The sequence below is a fragment of the Micromonospora sp. NPDC049282 genome, assembly GCF_043197045.1.
Taxonomy (GTDB): domain Bacteria; phylum Actinomycetota; class Actinomycetes; order Mycobacteriales; family Micromonosporaceae; genus Micromonospora.
In genome coordinates, this window is record NZ_JBICSL010000023.1 from 67,166 (window position 1) to 83,289 (window position 16,124).

At 69.8% G+C, this 16,124-nt stretch carries 13 protein-coding genes; 7 read left to right on the plus strand and 6 right to left on the minus strand.

All coding sequences use genetic code 11. The features are described from left to right. Positions 1-8 precede the first annotated feature (8 nt). The 7 genes from ACGFI2_RS27535 to ACGFI2_RS27565 all read left to right on the plus strand — a co-directional run bounded on the left by ACGFI2_RS27535 (position 9) and on the right by ACGFI2_RS27565 (position 6,865). Entirely contained in the window at positions 9-962 is a 954-nt protein-coding gene (locus ACGFI2_RS27535; RefSeq protein ID WP_393522173.1) for a hypothetical protein, read from the plus strand. After that, positions 959-1,849, plus strand: coding sequence for an alpha/beta fold hydrolase (locus ACGFI2_RS27540; protein WP_393522175.1), 891 nt, complete (start codon positions 959-961; stop codon positions 1,847-1,849). Before ACGFI2_RS27535 ends, ACGFI2_RS27540 begins: the two co-directional genes overlap by 4 nt. Before the next feature lie 169 nt (positions 1,850-2,018). Then, positions 2,019-2,891 (plus strand): alpha/beta fold hydrolase, encoded by an 873-nt coding sequence (locus tag ACGFI2_RS27545; RefSeq protein ID WP_393522178.1) that lies wholly within the window; start codon positions 2,019-2,021, stop codon positions 2,889-2,891. Further along, complete coding sequence (locus ACGFI2_RS27550; protein ID WP_393522181.1) at positions 2,891-3,883, plus strand: zinc-binding alcohol dehydrogenase family protein; 993 nt, start codon at positions 2,891-2,893, stop codon at positions 3,881-3,883. The genes ACGFI2_RS27545 and ACGFI2_RS27550 overlap by 1 nt, the downstream gene beginning before the upstream one ends. 14 nt (positions 3,884-3,897) lie before the next feature. Next, the gene (locus ACGFI2_RS27555; protein ID WP_393522183.1) at positions 3,898-4,728 is read left to right on the plus strand and encodes a 2-keto-4-pentenoate hydratase; all 831 of its coding nucleotides are present in this window, start codon (positions 3,898-3,900) and stop codon (positions 4,726-4,728) included. Further along, the gene (locus ACGFI2_RS27560; RefSeq protein WP_393522186.1) at positions 4,725-6,038 is read left to right on the plus strand and encodes a M20 family metallopeptidase; all 1,314 of its coding nucleotides are present in this window, start codon (positions 4,725-4,727) and stop codon (positions 6,036-6,038) included. The genes ACGFI2_RS27555 and ACGFI2_RS27560 overlap by 4 nt, the downstream gene beginning before the upstream one ends. A gap of 47 nt (positions 6,039-6,085) precedes the next feature. Next, a complete protein-coding gene (locus ACGFI2_RS27565) occupies positions 6,086-6,865 on the plus strand; it encodes an IclR family transcriptional regulator (RefSeq protein ID WP_393522189.1) in 780 nt (259 codons plus the stop codon). Here the strand turns inward: ACGFI2_RS27565 and ACGFI2_RS27570 are convergent, their stop codons facing one another. The 6 genes from ACGFI2_RS27570 to ACGFI2_RS27595 form a co-directional block, all read right to left on the minus strand. Further along, positions 6,866-7,669 carry an enoyl-CoA hydratase/isomerase family protein gene (locus ACGFI2_RS27570; RefSeq protein ID WP_393522191.1) on the minus strand — a complete coding sequence of 268 codons (804 nt, stop codon included), beginning with the start codon at positions 7,667-7,669 and terminating at the stop codon, positions 6,866-6,868. After that, entirely contained in the window at positions 7,666-9,912 is a 2,247-nt protein-coding gene (locus ACGFI2_RS27575; RefSeq protein WP_393522212.1) for a CoA transferase, read from the minus strand. Before ACGFI2_RS27575 ends, ACGFI2_RS27570 begins: the two co-directional genes overlap by 4 nt. Then, positions 9,909-11,468: an AMP-binding protein gene (locus ACGFI2_RS27580; RefSeq protein WP_393522193.1), complete on the minus strand. Its 1,560-nt coding sequence runs from the start codon at positions 11,466-11,468 to the stop codon at positions 9,909-9,911. The genes ACGFI2_RS27575 and ACGFI2_RS27580 overlap by 4 nt, the downstream gene beginning before the upstream one ends. 484 nt (positions 11,469-11,952) lie before the next feature. Continuing rightward, the gene (gene dmpG / locus ACGFI2_RS27585) at positions 11,953-12,975 is read right to left on the minus strand and encodes a 4-hydroxy-2-oxovalerate aldolase (RefSeq protein WP_393522196.1); all 1,023 of its coding nucleotides are present in this window, start codon (positions 12,973-12,975) and stop codon (positions 11,953-11,955) included. Then, the gene (locus ACGFI2_RS27590) at positions 12,972-13,919 is read right to left on the minus strand and encodes an acetaldehyde dehydrogenase (acetylating) (protein ID WP_393522198.1); all 948 of its coding nucleotides are present in this window, start codon (positions 13,917-13,919) and stop codon (positions 12,972-12,974) included. Before ACGFI2_RS27590 ends, dmpG begins: the two co-directional genes overlap by 4 nt. Positions 13,920-13,921: 2 nt before the next feature. Then, positions 13,922-14,734: a 2-keto-4-pentenoate hydratase gene (locus ACGFI2_RS27595; RefSeq protein ID WP_393522201.1), complete on the minus strand. Its 813-nt coding sequence runs from the start codon at positions 14,732-14,734 to the stop codon at positions 13,922-13,924. Positions 14,735-16,124: the final 1,390 nt, after the last annotated feature.

A 16,124-nucleotide genomic window follows, 5' to 3' on the forward strand; every position in this document is an offset into this window, starting at 1 on the left:
AACGACGAGTGTCGGCGATCGCGCTCGGAGTGGGAGCGTCCCATTCCACGCTGATGAACACGCACTGGGACAAGGTCGTGCACACCGAGCGGGCCGTGGCCTTCCGCGACTCCCTCGGCGACGTGAACCGGCGACTGAAGGAGCTCCAGCCGGACGTCGCGGTCATCGTGGGATCCAACCACTTCCGCGGGTTCTGGCTCGACCTGATCCCGTCGTTCACCCTGGGTGTCGGCGAGGTCATCGCCTCCGGCGAGTCCGGCACGCCCAAAGGCCCGCAGAAGACCGATCCGACGTTGGCTAACAACCTGGCGACATACCTGATCGAGGCCGGCTCGGAGGTCGCGATCTCGGCGCGGCTACAGATCGACCACGGCCAGTCGCACGCCATCCAATACCTTCTGGATGGCATCGACATTCCGATCGTGCCGCTGGTAGTCAACGTTTTCGCCCGGCCTCTGCCGACGCTCGAACGCTGCGCCCAACTGGGTCGGCGGCTGGCCGAGGCGATCGAGGCACACGCCGATGGCCGCACGGTGGTGGTGATCGCCTCCGGTGGCCTCTCCCACCAGCTGCCGTGGCCCAGCAACTGGGCCGACCCGCAGGGCGACGACGAGGAGTTCATGGTCGACGCCTGGCTCAACGGCCGGGGGGAGTGGGAGCGTTTCGACAAGCGCCGCCGGGAGATCATCGTAGCCGCGCAGCCGTGCCTGTTCGAGGACTTCGACCAGCGCTTCCTCGCCGACCTCGAGGCCGGCCGACTCGAGGAGTACCTGCGCCTGTCGACCGCAGAGCTCGAGCAGATCGCCGGTAACGGCGGTCAGGAGCTGCGCACCTGGCTGGTGATGGCCGCCGCCCTCGGCTTTGCTCCCGGCGCCGCCCTCTGCTACTCGCCGATGCCCGAATGGCTCACCGGCATGGGCACCGCCGTCATCGAGCCGAACGTTGCAGGAGGAAGAGCATGACACTTGCCGCCCAGCCCCTCACCTCGCCCGCTGCCGGGCCGGTGCCAGAGAGTCACTTCGTCGAGGCCGACGGGGTCACCTTCCACTTCCACGACCTCGGCAGCGGCCCGGACACCATCTTCCTGCACGGAGGTGGCCCCGGCTGCACCGGCTGGAGCGACTTCGGCCCGGTTGTGCCGTACTTCGCGAAGAGCCGCCGGTGCGTGCTGCAGGACATCCTTCAGTACGGCAGGTCCGACAAGTGCCGCATCACCGGTCCGATGTGGGACTTCCATGCCGCCAAGACAGTGGCCTTCATGGACGCCCTGAAGATCGAACGGGCGGACTTCATCTGCAACTCCTGGGGCGGGACGATCGCGCTCGCGCTGGCGGCGTACTACCCGGACCGGGTGCGCTCGCTGGTGGTCACCGGCTCGATGCCGGTGTTCTACGGGCCGCTGGCCCCGCTGCCCGAGCGCGGCCACCGTGGGCGCGCCGCCCGCGACGTCTACTACGGCGGCGAGGGGCCCACCCGGGAGAAGCTGCGCCAGCTGATCACCCGGCTGGAGTGGTACGACGCCGACCGGCTGCCGGAGCAGACGCTCGACATTCGCTACGAACAGAGCCTCGACCCCGGCGAGCGCGAGCTGGCGGCGATGTCGGACTCGCCGCGCGGTGACTGGCAAGACCTCACGGAGCAGCTTGGCCGCATCCAGGCGCCGACGCTGTTCATCTGGGGCCGCGAGGACGCATTCCTCACCCCGGACTACCCGCTGATGCTGTCGAGGATGGTGCCGCGCGGCAACCTGCACGTGATGGACCACGTCTCGCACCACCTGCAGGAGGAGCGGCCCGGCGCCTACCACGCCGTCGTCGAGGGCTTCCTGCGCTCAGTGGATCACCCCTGACAGACGCGCCGAAGACGCAACAAGGAGAAGACATGACCGCACTGCGCACGCTGCTCATCCTGGCAGTCCTCGCGGGCATCGGCTACGGCGTCGCCCGGGCGGCGCGCCGCAGCAACACCCAGGTGCACCGCATCAACCATTGACCGATCCACGACTTCCGGGAGAACCCATGACCACCGCCCTTGCAGACACCATCTGGACCGAGCTCGCCGGTGTCGACTTCGAGCTCACCACCGTCGACGCGGGCGGTGTGCCCACGCGCTCGCTGCGGGCTGGAGCCGGCGAGCCGGTGATCTTCCTGCATGGGACCTCTGGCCACCTTGAGGCGTTCATGCGCAATGTTGCGGCGCACGCCGAGCACTACCGTGTCCATGCCATCGACATGCTCGGCCACGGCTACACCGGCAAGCCGGACTACCCCTACGAGATCCCGCGCTACCGCGACCACCTGCTGGCGTACTTCGACGCCCAGGGCATCGGGAAGGCGCATATCGTCGGCGAGTCGCTCGGCGGGTGGGTGGGTGCTCGCACCGCGATCGACGCCCCCGACCGGGTCGCGTCGCTGCAGCTACTCTGCGCCGGCGGCACCGTCGCCAACCCCCAGGTGATGGAGCGGATCCGCGACAGCACCCGCAAGGCGGTCACCACCGACGATGTGGAGCTGACCCGGGCCCGGATGCGCCTGCTGATGGCCGACGACGCCGATGCCACCGAGGAACTCGTCGCCGTCCGGCACGCGATCTACCACCAGCCGAGCTTCGTCGCCAACATCGGGAACCTGCTGTGTCTGCAGGACATGGAGACCCGACTGCGCAACATCCTGCGCCCGGAGGACCTGGCCAGGATTGACGTCCCGACACTGATCGTCTGGGGCCGTGACAACCCCTTCGGTGAGGTTCCGGAGGCCGACGCCGTGCACCGCAACATCAAGGGCTCCGAGCTGACGATCTTCGACGAGTGCGGCCACTGGCCCCAGCACGAGCAGGCCGAGAAGTACAACCAGCTCAGCCTCGAATTCATCGACCGTCACCGGGTGAGCTGATGACGACGACCATGCAGGCGGTCCGCGTACACGACTGGGGAATCGCCCCGGTGGTGGAGGACGTGCCGATGCCGCAGCCGACCGATGGCGAAACCCTGGTGCGGGTCGAGGCGGCCGCAGTCGGCCACCTCGACCGCACCGTCGCCGGAGGCGAGTTCAGGATGAAGCCCGCCCTGCCGTACGTCGGTGGTGTCGAGGGGTGCGGCCGGGTGGTCGCATCCGATGAGCTGGCCGAAGGTACCCAGGTGATGCTGCGGGGCGCCGGCCTGGGGCTGCTCCGCGACGGGACCTGGGCACAGTACGTGACAGTGCCGACGGCCAGCCTGTCCCCGCTGCCCGAGGGGATGCCGCCGTCGCTCGGTGCTACCTACTTCGTGCCGCTGACGACCGCCGTCACCGCCCTGCGCACAGTCGGCCGGATAGGAACCTGGGGTATCCCGGACGTCACCTCGGCAGCCGACGAAGTGGTCCTCGTGGCCGGCGCGGCCGGCGCGGTCGGGTCAATGGTCGCCCAGTTGGCCCTCCGCGAAGGTGCCCGCGTGCTCGGCCTTGTGCTCGACCAGCAGCAGGCGGAGCGCCTCCCCAGCGGTGTCGAGCCGTTGATCGCCTCGGGGGACGCGCTCTCGGTCCTCGGCAAGGAACGCCCGGCGACCCTCCTCGTCGACACCCTGGGTGGCCAACAGCTCAACGAGCGGATGGGCTGGGTCCGTGCCGGAGGCCGCGCCGTCTCCATCGGGTACGTCGCCGGCGAGGCCGCTACGCTCGACCTTCCCAACTGGCTACTGCTCGACGTGCCGCTGCTGCCGGTGAACATGATCCGGCGTAACGCCGAGGCCCGTGCACTGGCGGAGGAGTGGGCACCCTTGCTGGTCTCCGGCGAGCTCGTCCTCGAGACGGAGGAGTTCGACTTCGCCGAGGCGGGCCGCGCGCTCGAACTGCTCGGAGCGGGACAGCTCCGCGGTCGGGCCGTACTGGTGCCACCCACGAACTGAGACGAGAGACCCTGATGAGTGACGACCTGAGCCCGCCACTGGCGCTGGCCGCAGAGCGACTGCGCTACGCCGGCACCATGCACCGCACCTGCGCACCGGTGCGTGACCTGATCGGCGAGGGCAACATCGAGAACGCCTACGCCGTCCAACGCCACGTGGTGGCCCTGCAGGAGATTAGCGGAGGCTACGTGGTGGGCCACAAGCTCGGGCTGATGGCGCGCACGGTCCAGCATCAACTCGGCGTTCACCAGCCGACGATCGGCACGTTGATGAACACCATGCAGATCCCGGACGGCGGCGTGGTCCCGGTCCGGCGGCTGCTGCAGCCGCTGATCGAGGCCGAGGTCGTGTTCCGGCTCGGTGAGGACCTTGATCTGCCGGACGTCGACGCCGACCGGGCGCGTGGTGCGGTCGCCGAGGTGCTGGCCGCACTCGAGGTGGTCGACAGCCGGATCGAGGGCTGGGACATCAGCGCGGTCGACACCATCGCCGACAACGCCTCTGCCGGCCTGTTCGTGCTGGCCGCCGAGGGGCGACCGCTGGGGGACCGCGACCTGCGCGACCTTCGCATGGAGGTGCGCCGCAACGGCACCGTCGTGTCGACGGGCTCCGGGAGCGACAATTTCCACGGCGACCCGATCCGCGGCTTGACGTGGCTCGCCGGCGAGGCGCACCGACGTGGCACGCCACTGCGCGCCGGGCAGGTGGTCCTCGCCGGTGCGCTCGGACCGATGGTGGAGATCAACGAGGGCGACTCCTTCAGCGCGGTCATCGGCGACCTGCCGGAGGTGTCGGTGCACTTCCGGTCCAGCCTGGCTGCTCGTGAGGCGGGTGTGCCGGCGTGACCGAGACCGTTCGGACCCACGAGGATGCGGTCGCTGCGGTGCTCGCGCAGGTGGAGCGCGACCACCTGCTAGAGGCGGTCTGCGGCCTGGTCGATCGATCGAGCCCGACCGGGGCGGAGCGCCAGGCCGCCGAGTGGCTGGTCGACCACCTCGCCGCCGCGGGGGTGGACAGCACCCTCCAGGTGATCGACGATGCCCAGGCCAACGCGATCGGGGTACTGCGCGGGCCGGACGACGGCGAATCCGTGCTGCTCTACGCGCCGCTGGACACCTACACCACCGGCGATGCGAGCCTCGACATCCCGTTCGCCGGTCCGCGCATGCGCGAGGACATGCTGCCGCGCGCCACCGTGTACGACGATCTCATCATCGGTCTGGGTGCCAGTAACCCGAAGGGGCATGCCGCCTGCGTGCTCGTCGCCGTGGAGGCGATGGCGCGGGCCGGGATCGATCTCCCGGTCAATGTCGTGGCGGCCTTCGGCGCCGGCGGGATGCCCAGCTTCGCCATTGATGGCGTGGGTGTCCCGGGTCGCATGAACACCGGACACGGAGTCGGTGCGAGCTTCCTCCTCGAACGCGGGTTTGCCACCGATCACGCGATCATCGCCAAACCGGGCTGGACCGTCTCGCACGAGGAAGTCGGCCTCACCTGGGTGGATGTCGAGGTGCCCGGCGAGCACAGTTACGTCGGCAGCCGGCACCGGATGCCCTACCGCAACGCGGCGAGCGCGGCGGCCCGGGTGATCGAGGTGCTCGAGGCCTGGTGCGAGGAGTACGCCGTGCGGCACGAGGCCGGCACGATGCGCCCGCAGGGCGTCGTGTCGTCGGTCCATGGCGGCTTCGAGCGGCTGGCTGCGTCGACCACGGCCCTGGTCCGGGTGCGGCTCGACGTCCGCATGACGCCCGAGCAGACCGCGCCCGCCGTCGTACGTGAGGTGCGGGCGGCGCTGGCCCCGCTCGAGGCCGAGTTCGGCGCGCCGCTCGTGGTGCGCCAGGTCGCGTCCGTGCCGGGCACCCGGACCGACCCGGCAGCCCGGATCGTCCGGTCGGCTGTCGCGGCATGGGAGTCGGTTGCGGGTCAGCCGCATGAGCTGGTCCTGGCGAACAGTGGCGCCACCGACGCGAACATGATCCGGATGCGGGGGATTCCGACCGCCCGGGTCGGCATGCCGAAGATCGCGCAGGGTCCGAACGGCCGGGCGGTCGACTTCACCCTGGGCATGAACGCCGTCGATCTGAAGGAGGCGAAACGCCTGGTGGAGGTACTCGTGCGTACTGTTGTGGGCTTGGAGGAGGAACCACTGCGGTGAGGAGTGGTGATGAAGGTAGAACATGAGGGACGTTGTGGTGAGGAAAGATGACAAACGTCGCTCAAACTCGCGCCTACGGTGAAGGGCTGGGGCAGGGCGCCAACAGCGTCCTGGGCAAGGCTCGGCTGATTCTGGAGTCGTTCCAGCACGATGACGCCGAGCTGTCGCTCTCCGAGCTGTCCCGACGTACCGGCATCTCCAAGGCCTCCGTGCACCGGTTGGCACAGGAGCTGGTCGACTGGGGGATGCTCGAGCGCTCCGGCTTCGAGTACCGCCTCGGCATGCGGGCCTTCGAGCTCGGCTCCCGGGTGCCGCGCTTCCGCGTGCTCCGCGACGCCGCCCGCCCGTTCATGGAGCGGCTGCACTTCGCCACCAAGGAGGCGGTGCACCTGGCCGTGCTGGACGGACTCGAGGTCCTCTACCTCGAGAAGCTGGCAGCAGCACAGTCGGCCAAGCCCTCCCGCATCGCCGGGCGAATGCCGCTGCACGCCACCTCGACCGGCAAGGTGCTGCTCGCGTTCTCGCCGCCGTCGGTGCTCGAGGAGGTGGTCAGCCGCGAGCTGAAGCGCCTCACCCCACACACCACCGTCGCACCAGGGCTGCTGCTCGAACAGATCCGGCGGATCCGCGCCAACGGTTGGGGTGTGGAGCAGGAGGAGATCGCCGCCGGCTGGTGCTCGGTGGCGGTGCCGCTGTTGACCGGCACCCGGCTGCTGCTGGGCGCGCTGTCGATCGCGGCACCGACCTACCGGGCGGACGTCCCCAAGGTGGCCGCCGCGCTGACCGAGGTCAGCCGCCGGGTCTCCTCGGCCAACCTGATCAACTGATCACCGGCCGCTGAACCGCGGCTCACGCTTGTCCAGGAAGGCCTGCAGACCTTCGGCGGCATCGGCCAGATCGAGGTTGGCACGAACGCACGCCGCCTCGACAGCGAGCGCGTCCGACAGCGGCAACTCCATGCCCTCGGTGACGGCGCGTTTGATCAGCCCCAGCGTCGCCGTGGGCAGCGCCGCCAGCCGCGCAGCCTCGGCGGCCACGACGGCGTCGAAATCCTCGCCGGCCACGATGTCGACGAGGCCCTCGGCCAGCGCCTCGTCGGCGCTGAGCCGGGTACCGTCCATCATCAGCCGCTTCGCGCGGTGCGGGCCGATGAGCCGCGGGAGACGCTGGGAGCCGCCCGCCCCGGGAAAGATGCCGAGGCGGGACTCCGGGAACCCGAACGTCGCCCGCGCGTGCAGGATACGCAGATCGCAGGCGAGCGACAGCTCCGCGCCTCCGCCCAGGGCGTGTCCGTTCATTGCGGCGATGACCGGCTTGGGTGCGAGCTCGAGCAGCCGCTGCACCTCGACCCAGCGACGCATCGTCGTGTAGATGTCGGGGTCGAGCTGCCGCATCACCCGGATGTCGGCGCCGCCGATGAACACACGCTCCTTGCCACGGATGACGAGGCACCGGATGCTGACGTCCTCCGTCAGGCTGGGCAGCACCTCGATGAGCCGCTCGATGAGCTGTGGATCGACGGTGTTCACCGGACCGTTGTCGAGCACGAGCGTCGCCACGGCGCCCTTCCACTCGATCCGGAATCCCTGGGTCGCCGCGCCCTCGCGCGCCCTCAGGTCCTCGCTCGTCATACCAGAACTCCTCGTTCGCGGAGACCTGCGATCTCCTGGGTGGTCAGTCCGAGCAGCTCGCCGAGCAGCTCCTCGGTGTGCTCGCCCAGCAACGGAGCGGGGCGGTCGAGATGGGGTGGGGTGTCGGTCAGATGGTGCAGCACACCCTCGACGCGCACCTTTCCGGCGAGGGGGTGGGTGAGGGTCGGGTAGAAGTTGCGGGCGGCGAGTTGCGGATCGCGCTCGACGAGGTCTTGACCGTCTCGGACCGGGTACGCCGGGATCCCGTGCGCCTGCAGGTGGGCGGCGGCCTGATCGGCGTCGGTGGCCGCGGCATACTCTTCGAGCCGACGCACCGGGTCGGTTCCGCCGACGATGCTCGCGAGTTGCTCAGGTGAGACGCGGCCGACGGAGAGCCATCGGTCGTCCCCGGGCGCACGGAGCACGAAGGGGCCGAGCCGGTCGTCGGCGACGGCAGGGACGGCGGCGTCGAGCACAGCGGTGCCCAGGTGGGCAGCCATGGCCTCGAGTTGGGAGAGGTCGACATGGCCGCCCTCGCCGCGCAGCACACGCTCGAGAATGGCGGCGACCGCGGCGTTCGCGGCCACCATGTCGCCGAGCCCGAAGGTCAGGCCCTGCGGAATGCCGTCGGCACCGCCGGTGGCGTGGGTCAGCCCGGACCAGCCGGCCAGGGTGTCGGCGAAGGTGACCGCCGAGCGCCACGGCCCGGTCGCACCGACCCCGGACATCGAGACCAGCACCGCGTCGGGGTTGATCTGGTGCAGATGTTCGAAGTCCAGACCCCATTTGGCGAGCGTGCCGGGGGAGAAGTTCTCCACCACCACGTCAACCGTGCCGGCGAGGCGGCGCAACAGTTGCGGTCCTTCCGCCGAGCGCAGGTTGAGTGCCAGGCTGCGCTTGTTGCGGTTGAAGTTGAGGAAGTAGCCGCTTTCATCAGCTCCGGCCCCGGGGCGCAGTCGCATCGAGGGGGCGAACCGGGTCGGGTCCTGCCGGTGAGCCGACTCGACCTTGACGATGTCCGCGCCGTGATCGCCGAGAATCCTCGTGACGTAGGGACCAGCGAGTACCCAGGTCAGGTCGAGCACCCGCAGTCCGGAGAGTGCGCCGCCGCCGGCGAGCCGCATCTGCGGTGGCAGCTCCGCCGGTGGGGCGGCGACGTGCCAACGCGCGCCGATCCCGACGGCTTCGGGCGCAGCGAGCCGGACCGGCCGCGGCTGGCCGGGAGACTCGTATGGGAAACCGGCGTCGATGACAGTCCCTTCAGGCGTGCTGATCTGAAGGAAGAAGTCCCGGTCACGCAGTTGAGGGTTGGCGACCAGGTCGGCCGGCGCGGCAACCTCCGCCCACGGCAGCGCCCGCCGGCGCGCCTCAACGGCGATCTCCGCGGTGGTACGCCGAAGCGTCCATGCCGTGACCACCTCGTCGACGTGTGGACGGTGGCGCCAGCGGTGCACAGGGTCCTGCCACACATCGTCGGTGAGGTCGGCGGCCTCGCCGGTTTCGTTCATCCACGCCAACAGGTCGCTCCACATCCGGTCGGGCCCCGAGTAGCCGCCGGCGACGTAGCCGTCCGCGGTGGGGAAAACCCGGTGTGCGACATGGCCGTAGACGCCGCCGGTGCGGCCCGGGACGGTGCCAGCGTGGATCCAGGCGATGGCACCGGTCTCGAGCGTGGCGGCGACAGCCTCCTGTACCGATACCTCGGCCAGCTGGCCGCGTCCGATGCGGCGGCGGGCGATGACGGCGAGGAGCGCCGCGATGGCGGCGTGGGTGCCGGCGAGTTGGGTGGCTTGTCCCCGCGGCGGCGGCGTGGGTGCCTCGCCCGGCCGGCCGCCAAGCCAGGTCATGCCTCCGGCGGCTGCGGCGACGCTTTCGTCGGCGAGCCAGTCGCGGCGGCATCCGTTCAGACCGAACGGCGTGACCACGACATGGGCGACGTGCTCCCACGCTTCCGGGTTGGCCTTGCGCAGGTCGAGCGTGCGCAGGTCGCCGACCGGGCCGGACTCGAGCACGATGTCGGCGTCGACCAGCAAGCTGGCCACCACGCGGTCGAGGTCGACGTCGGGCACCGTGAGCGTCCGGGTGCCGGCGTACCAGTGCACAGCAGCCGGCGGTGTGGCTGGCACCGCGGTGTCCGTCCGGACCCGGATGACGTCGGCTCCCAGGCCGACCAGCAGCCGGACCGCGTTCGCGGCGAGGCCGTCGGTGAGGTCGAGGACACGTAGGAGCGGAACAGGGGTCATGAGATCTCCGTTGTGGCGGGGACGGATGACTCGGCGTCCCACACGTTGGGTGGGATGCCGCGCCGGCGTAGGGCGGCGCGGTCCAGCTTGTGGGTGGCTGTGTGCGGAACGGTGGCCTCGATCGAGAGATAGCGGGGGACCACAGCTCGTGGCAATGCGGCGCGGCAGTGCGACCAGAGGTCCTCTGCGGTGATCCGGCTGCCGTCGCGCGGCACCACCACGGCCAGCACCTCGTCCTCGGTGAGCTCGGACGGCACGGCGACGGCTGCGGCTTCGGCGACGGCCGGATGGGCGAGCAGCACGTCCTCGACGTGGTGGGGGTCGATGTTGACCCCGCGGCGCCGGATCACGTCTCCGAGGCGCCCCTCGACGTGCAACCAGCCGTCGACGAGCCGACCACGGTCCCGCGTGCGGAACCAGGGGCCGGCCCAGGCGCGGCGGGTTGCCTCCGCGTCAGCGACGTACCCGAGGAACGCGAACTCCGGCCGGCGGGGCCGGACCAGAATCTCACCGACCGTGCCGTCGGCGACGTCGCGGCCGGATCCGTCGACGATCCGGACATCGTGGTCGGCCACGATCCGGCCGGCCGCCCCCGGCCGCAGGTCGTCCATCGCAGTCGTGGCCACGTCGCCGAGCTCGGTGCAGGCGTAGGCCTGCCGAAGGGTGACACCGAATCGTTCCTGGAAGTCGTGAACGAGCCGGGCGGGTGCTGGCCCACCGTACGCCTTGGTGAGCACATGGTCCCGATCGCGGCTCGTCGGCGGCTGCGCCAGGAGCATCATGCAGACCGCTCCCATGAAGTTGAAGGCGGTCACCTGTTCACCTCGCACCAGGTCGAGGAAGCCGGAGGCGGAGAACCGCGGTGCCATCACCACACGTGCGCCGCTGATGAGGGCGGGCAGCAGGCTGGCGTGCCGGGCGTTGATGTGGTGCCACGGGAAGTAGCTCAGCAGCACGTCGCCGGGTCCGTAGTCCATGGCTCGGGTCACCCTGCGTGCTTGTCCGGCGGGGGCTCCGGCGGGCAGCAGCGCGGCCTTCGCCCGGCCGGTGGTGCCCGAGGTGGTCATGATCAGCGCGGGCGCCGTGGGTGGCAACTCGGCGGGAGCGACGGAGTGCGCCTCTGGATGATCGGGACGCAGGGTCTGGTGAGGCCCGTCGAGGAGCTGCAGCGGGTGTCCGGTGCGCCGGGCCAGCCGTGCCGGGAGTGCGTCCTGCGCCCGGTGGGCCGATGCGACGACGACGCGGGCGGCGGTGGTGGCCACCAGGTGGTGGGCCCAGTCCTCCGGTAGGTCGTTGCTCAGTGGCAGCTCGACGGCTCCAAGCGTGGACACGGCTGCGGTGAGCGCCACCGCGTCCGGGCCGGAATCGACACAGGTGACGACGACGTCGCCTCGGCCGATGCTCCCGGACAGGCCGGCGGCCCATGCGGCAGCCCGATGCCTCAGCTGCTCAGCGGTCCAGACCTCGACCCCGGGCACTCGAAGGACCTCGGCATCTGGCATCCACCGGGCGCGGTGCCACACGGCCTGCGCGAAGGTGCTCAGCTCTTCCCTCATGTCCAGCGCCGGCGCTGCCCCGCTAGACCCGTCCTGCTGCTGCCTGGCGCACTCATGGCACCACGATCGCGGTCCGACGACCGTTTCACGAGCGGGTCGTTCTGTTCAACGGAACCGCGAGCCCTCGGTGCGGAGCGCAGCCGCAGCACGCCGCCGACCATCCGACCCGACGCCGGACCGGTCAGGTCAGAAGCGCTAGAAGCTGCTGCCGGCTATCGCCCGCGGATCGGGTTCGGCGAGGGAGTCGATCGTGGCGACAACGGCGCCGACCGGTCGCTCACGGAGCGATACGGGCCGCCGCTGCCCACGATCATCCGACCGGCCCGACCAACACCTCCCGCGAGGCCTACCCGAGCGGCGAGTCCTCGTACCGGGATGACATGGCGGCAGGTCCGCCTTCACCGTGCCGCCCGATCGCGAAGGGTAGGCCGCGATCGCGCTGGCGATGCGGTCGCGCTGCGCCGGTGCGGGCGACACACCAGCCCTACGGTGCCGCCGGTTCCTGCCCCGCGAGCAAGTCGAGCGCGATGTCGACGATCATGTCCTCCTGGCCGCCGACCAGTTGGCGCCGGCCGACCTCGAGCAGGATCGTGCGCACGTCGATGCCGTAGCGCTCCGAGGCGGCCTCGGCGTGCCGTAGGAAGCTGGAGTAGACGCCCGCGTACCCCAGCGTGAGCGTCTCCCGGTCGACCCGCACCGGCCGGTCCTGCAACGGCCGGACCAGGTCGTCGGCGGCGTCCTGCAGCGCGAACAGGTCGGCCCGGTGCTTCCAGCCCTGCAGGTTGGCGACCGCGACGAACGCCTCGATCGGGCAGTTGCCGGCTCCGGCGCCATGCCCGGCGAGCGAGGCGTCGACCCGAAACACCCCCTCCTCGACGGCCACGACCGAGTTGGCGACGGAGAGCGAGAGGTTCTCGTGGGCGTGGATGCCCAGCTCGGTGGCCGGGTCGAGCACGTCCCGGTAGGCGCGGATCCGGTCGCGCACGCCATCCATCGTCAGCCGGCCGCCCGAGTCGGTGACGTAGACGCAGTGAGCCCCGTAGGACTCCATCAGCTTCGCCTGCTGCGCGAGACCGGCGGCGTCGTTCAGGTGGCTCATCATGAGGAAGCCCGACACGTCCATGCCGAGCTCGCGCGCGGTGGCGATGTGCTGGGCGGCGACGTCGGCCTCGGTGCAGTGGGTCGCCACCCGCACCGAGCGCACGCCCAGCGAGTAGGCCTGCTTCAGCTCGGCGATCGTGCCGACGCCCGGCAGCAGCAGCGTGGTCAGCCGGGCCCGGGAGAGGTTGGCGGCCGCCGCCTCGATCCACTCCCAGTCGGTGTTGCTGGCCGGGCCGTAGTTGACGGAGCTGCCGGCCAGCCCGTCCCCGTGGGCGACCTCGATGGCGTCGACGCCGGCCGCGTCGAGTGCGGCCACGATCCGGCCGACGTCGGCGGGAGTGATCCGGTGGCGAACGGCATGCATTCCGTCACGCAGGGTGACATCCTGCAGGAAGACGTCGGTCATGCGGGCACCTCCGAGAACTCGCGAACGGCCAGGCGCTCCGCAGTGCGCAGCGCCGCCGAGGTCATGATGTCGAGGTTGCCGGCGTACGCCGGCAGATAGTGCGCCGCGCCCTCTACTTCGAGGAACACCGACACCTGGTGACTCAGCGGCACCTTTCCGGCCAGCGTGTGCACCGGCTGGCCCTCGGGGATCGGCGTGATCTGCACCTGCTGCTTGAGCCGGTAGCCCGGCACGTAAGCGGCCACGTCAGCGACCATCTGCTCGATCGAGGAGCGGATCTGCTCGTGCACCGCCGGATCGTCGGCGCCGATCAGGCAGAAGACCGTGTCGCGCATGATCAGCGGCGGCTCCGCCGGATTGAGGATGATGATCGCCTTGCCGTGCGCCGCCCCACCGACGGTCACGATCGCGTGCGACGTGGTCTCGGTGAACTCGTCGATGTTGGCCCGGGTGCCCGGCCCGGCCGACTTGGAGGCGATCGAGGCGACGATCTCGGCGTACGCGACCGGGGTGACCCGGGAGACCGCGGCGACGATCGGGATGGTCGCCTGGCCGCCGCAGGTGACCATGTTGACGTTCGGTGCGTCGAGGTGCTCGCCGAGGTTGACCGCCGGCACCACGAACGGGCCGAGGGCCGCAGGCGTCAGGTCGACAAGACGCTTCCCGTACGACGCCAGCTGGCCCGCGTTGGCCTTGTGGGCCTTCGCGCTGGTGGCGTCGAAGACGATCCCGATGTCCTCGAAGCCGTCCATCGCGATGAGCCCGTCGACGCCGTCGTGGGTGGTGGGCACCTTGAGGCGACGAGCGCGGGCCAGGCCGTCGGATTCCGGGTCGATGCCGACCATCGCGCCCATCTCGAGGGTGTCGGAGAGCCGGATCACCTTGATCATCAGGTCGGTGCCGATGTTGCCCGACCCGATGATCGCGACCTTGGTCTTGCTCATGCTCACTCCTCCTGTGCTGAGAACGTGGTGGTGACGCTGCCGAGGCCGCTGATCTCGGCCGTCACCCGGGCACCTGGGTGGACGGGATGCATCGGGCCGAGCGCGCCGGAGAGCACCACCTGACCAGATCGCAGCGGATCCCCGAACTCCCGGGCGGTGCGAGCCAGCCAGGCCAGCGCCTCCAGGGGATCGCCGAGGCAGGCGGCGCCGTTTCCGGTGGACACGACCTCGCCGTCGACGAGCATCCGCATCTCGACCTCGACCGGCTCTACCTCAACGAGCGTGCGACGCTGCGAGCCGAGCACGTAGAGCCCGCTGGACGCGTTGTCGGCGACGGTGTCGGCGAAGGTGATGTCCCATCCGGCGATCCGGCTGTCAACGATCTCCAATGCCGCGACGGCGTAGGAGACAGACGCCCGTATCTGGGCCAGATCGAGCGGGCCTTCCGCCAGGTCGGCACCGAGGACGAAGGCGATCTCCGCCTCTGCCCTGGGTTGTAGCAGCTGCTCGGTGGGCAGCTCGGCGCCTGCGGTGAACGCCATGTCGTCGAACAGCACCCCGAAGTCAGGCTGGTCCACGCCGAGCTGGGCCTGGACGGCGGGGGACGTCAGGCCGATCTTGCGTCCGACCACCTTGGCTCCGGTGGCAAGTCGTAGCTCGCCCAGCCGCTCTTGCACTGCGTACGCCGTGGTGACGTCGTCGGGGTCGATGAGGTCGCGCAACGGTGGGCAGGGAATCCGGTCACGTGCGGCCGTGCGGAGGCGCTCCGCGGCCGCGTCGACCGTTGCCCGAGGGGCGGCAAGGGTGACGTCCATGCTGCACACCGTGGCGATCACTCGTCCATTTACCGAGCGGAGTGTTCCGCTTGCCGGAACGGGGCGCAGCCTTGCGGGTTGCCGGCGAGCTCTCGGCGATCTTCTCGGTTGTGCGCATGGATGAGTGAGCGCGAGTACAGCCGGATCCACGAGGACTGGAGTTTCCTGTGCAGCAACGTGCCGCGCAGCTCGACCTGGTGGATCCTTCCAACCATCGCCCGGGTTTGTCCGCGTTGATGGCGTATGCCGCCGGATGCCGTGCCCTGCCCTGTCTGTGCAGGTCAAAGACCACAGGCCGCCGCGGCACCTCAGATTCATCGGCCTGCCAGCGACAAATCCGGCAAGCGACGGGGGCGGCGGCTTCGTATGTCGTCTCCACCGGACGACTGCGGAACGCCGGGTTTCGACTCCGCCCGCCGGGTCACCAGCCGGCCGTCGCGGGCGACCAGATCAGGCCCGATGATGCCAAATTTCAGCCGGCGTTGACAGGGGGTTGTCGGGCTTCGGCTGCGATCTGATTGACCTGTCCGTGTGAGCCGCGCGGCATTCGGTGTCCGTGAACGGCAGGCCCGGCGACAGTTCATGGGTGACCTGGCCGCTGCCGTCCGGACGTTGCGACCTGACCGGACCTGACAGTGCAGCTCAGCGGGCTGTCAGGCGGGGTTCGCGGGCGTGGCTGGGGACGCCGTGGCACTCATCCGCCCCGTCCGACTGCCGACGCCCGCATGGCCGTCAGGTCCTTGACAGGTCCGGGTGGGGTTCGTGCGACCTGACTGCCGGTGTCCGGGTAGTGCGAGCGCGGCGGATGGGGTCGGCGGCCGTTCTGACCGGTCCGGTGGGGATTGCAGGTGGGGCCGCCAACGGACGTCAACGGCGCCGAACCGGCGTCAGCGGTCCTCAATGGATAAGCTGCTGACCTGCTGGAGTGCCGTTCCCGCAGTTCAGCGGGCTTGGTGTGGACCGTATTCACGCAGGCGCTCCAAGGACGGGCGCGCCAACTGCGTCGAACGGCATGAAACTGCAGGTCAACTGGCATGAATTGCCTTGAAGCGGCTGCCCGTTATGTTGGCTTTCATGAGTGACCTCTTTGCCGTTGGAGAAGTCCGGGCGGTGTCGAGTACAGGGTCCACCACGGAGGTCATGGGGCATGAAGAAGCCTCTTGCCATTCGCTCTACACCGGTGTAGGAAATGTAGTGCACTGGTGTGAATGTCGGCTGTCGCGGCTGTCGGGAAGGTTTCGGTGGCCGATCTCGATGGTGAGGCGCGTGCCTTCGATGCGGGAGGCCTTGACGCTCTGAGAGGGCGGTCCGCAGTAACTTGATCTGATCTATACGTTGCGTCCGGTTGGTGGCCTTGCGGCAGATTCGCCATTGATAGCGACCAGTCGAT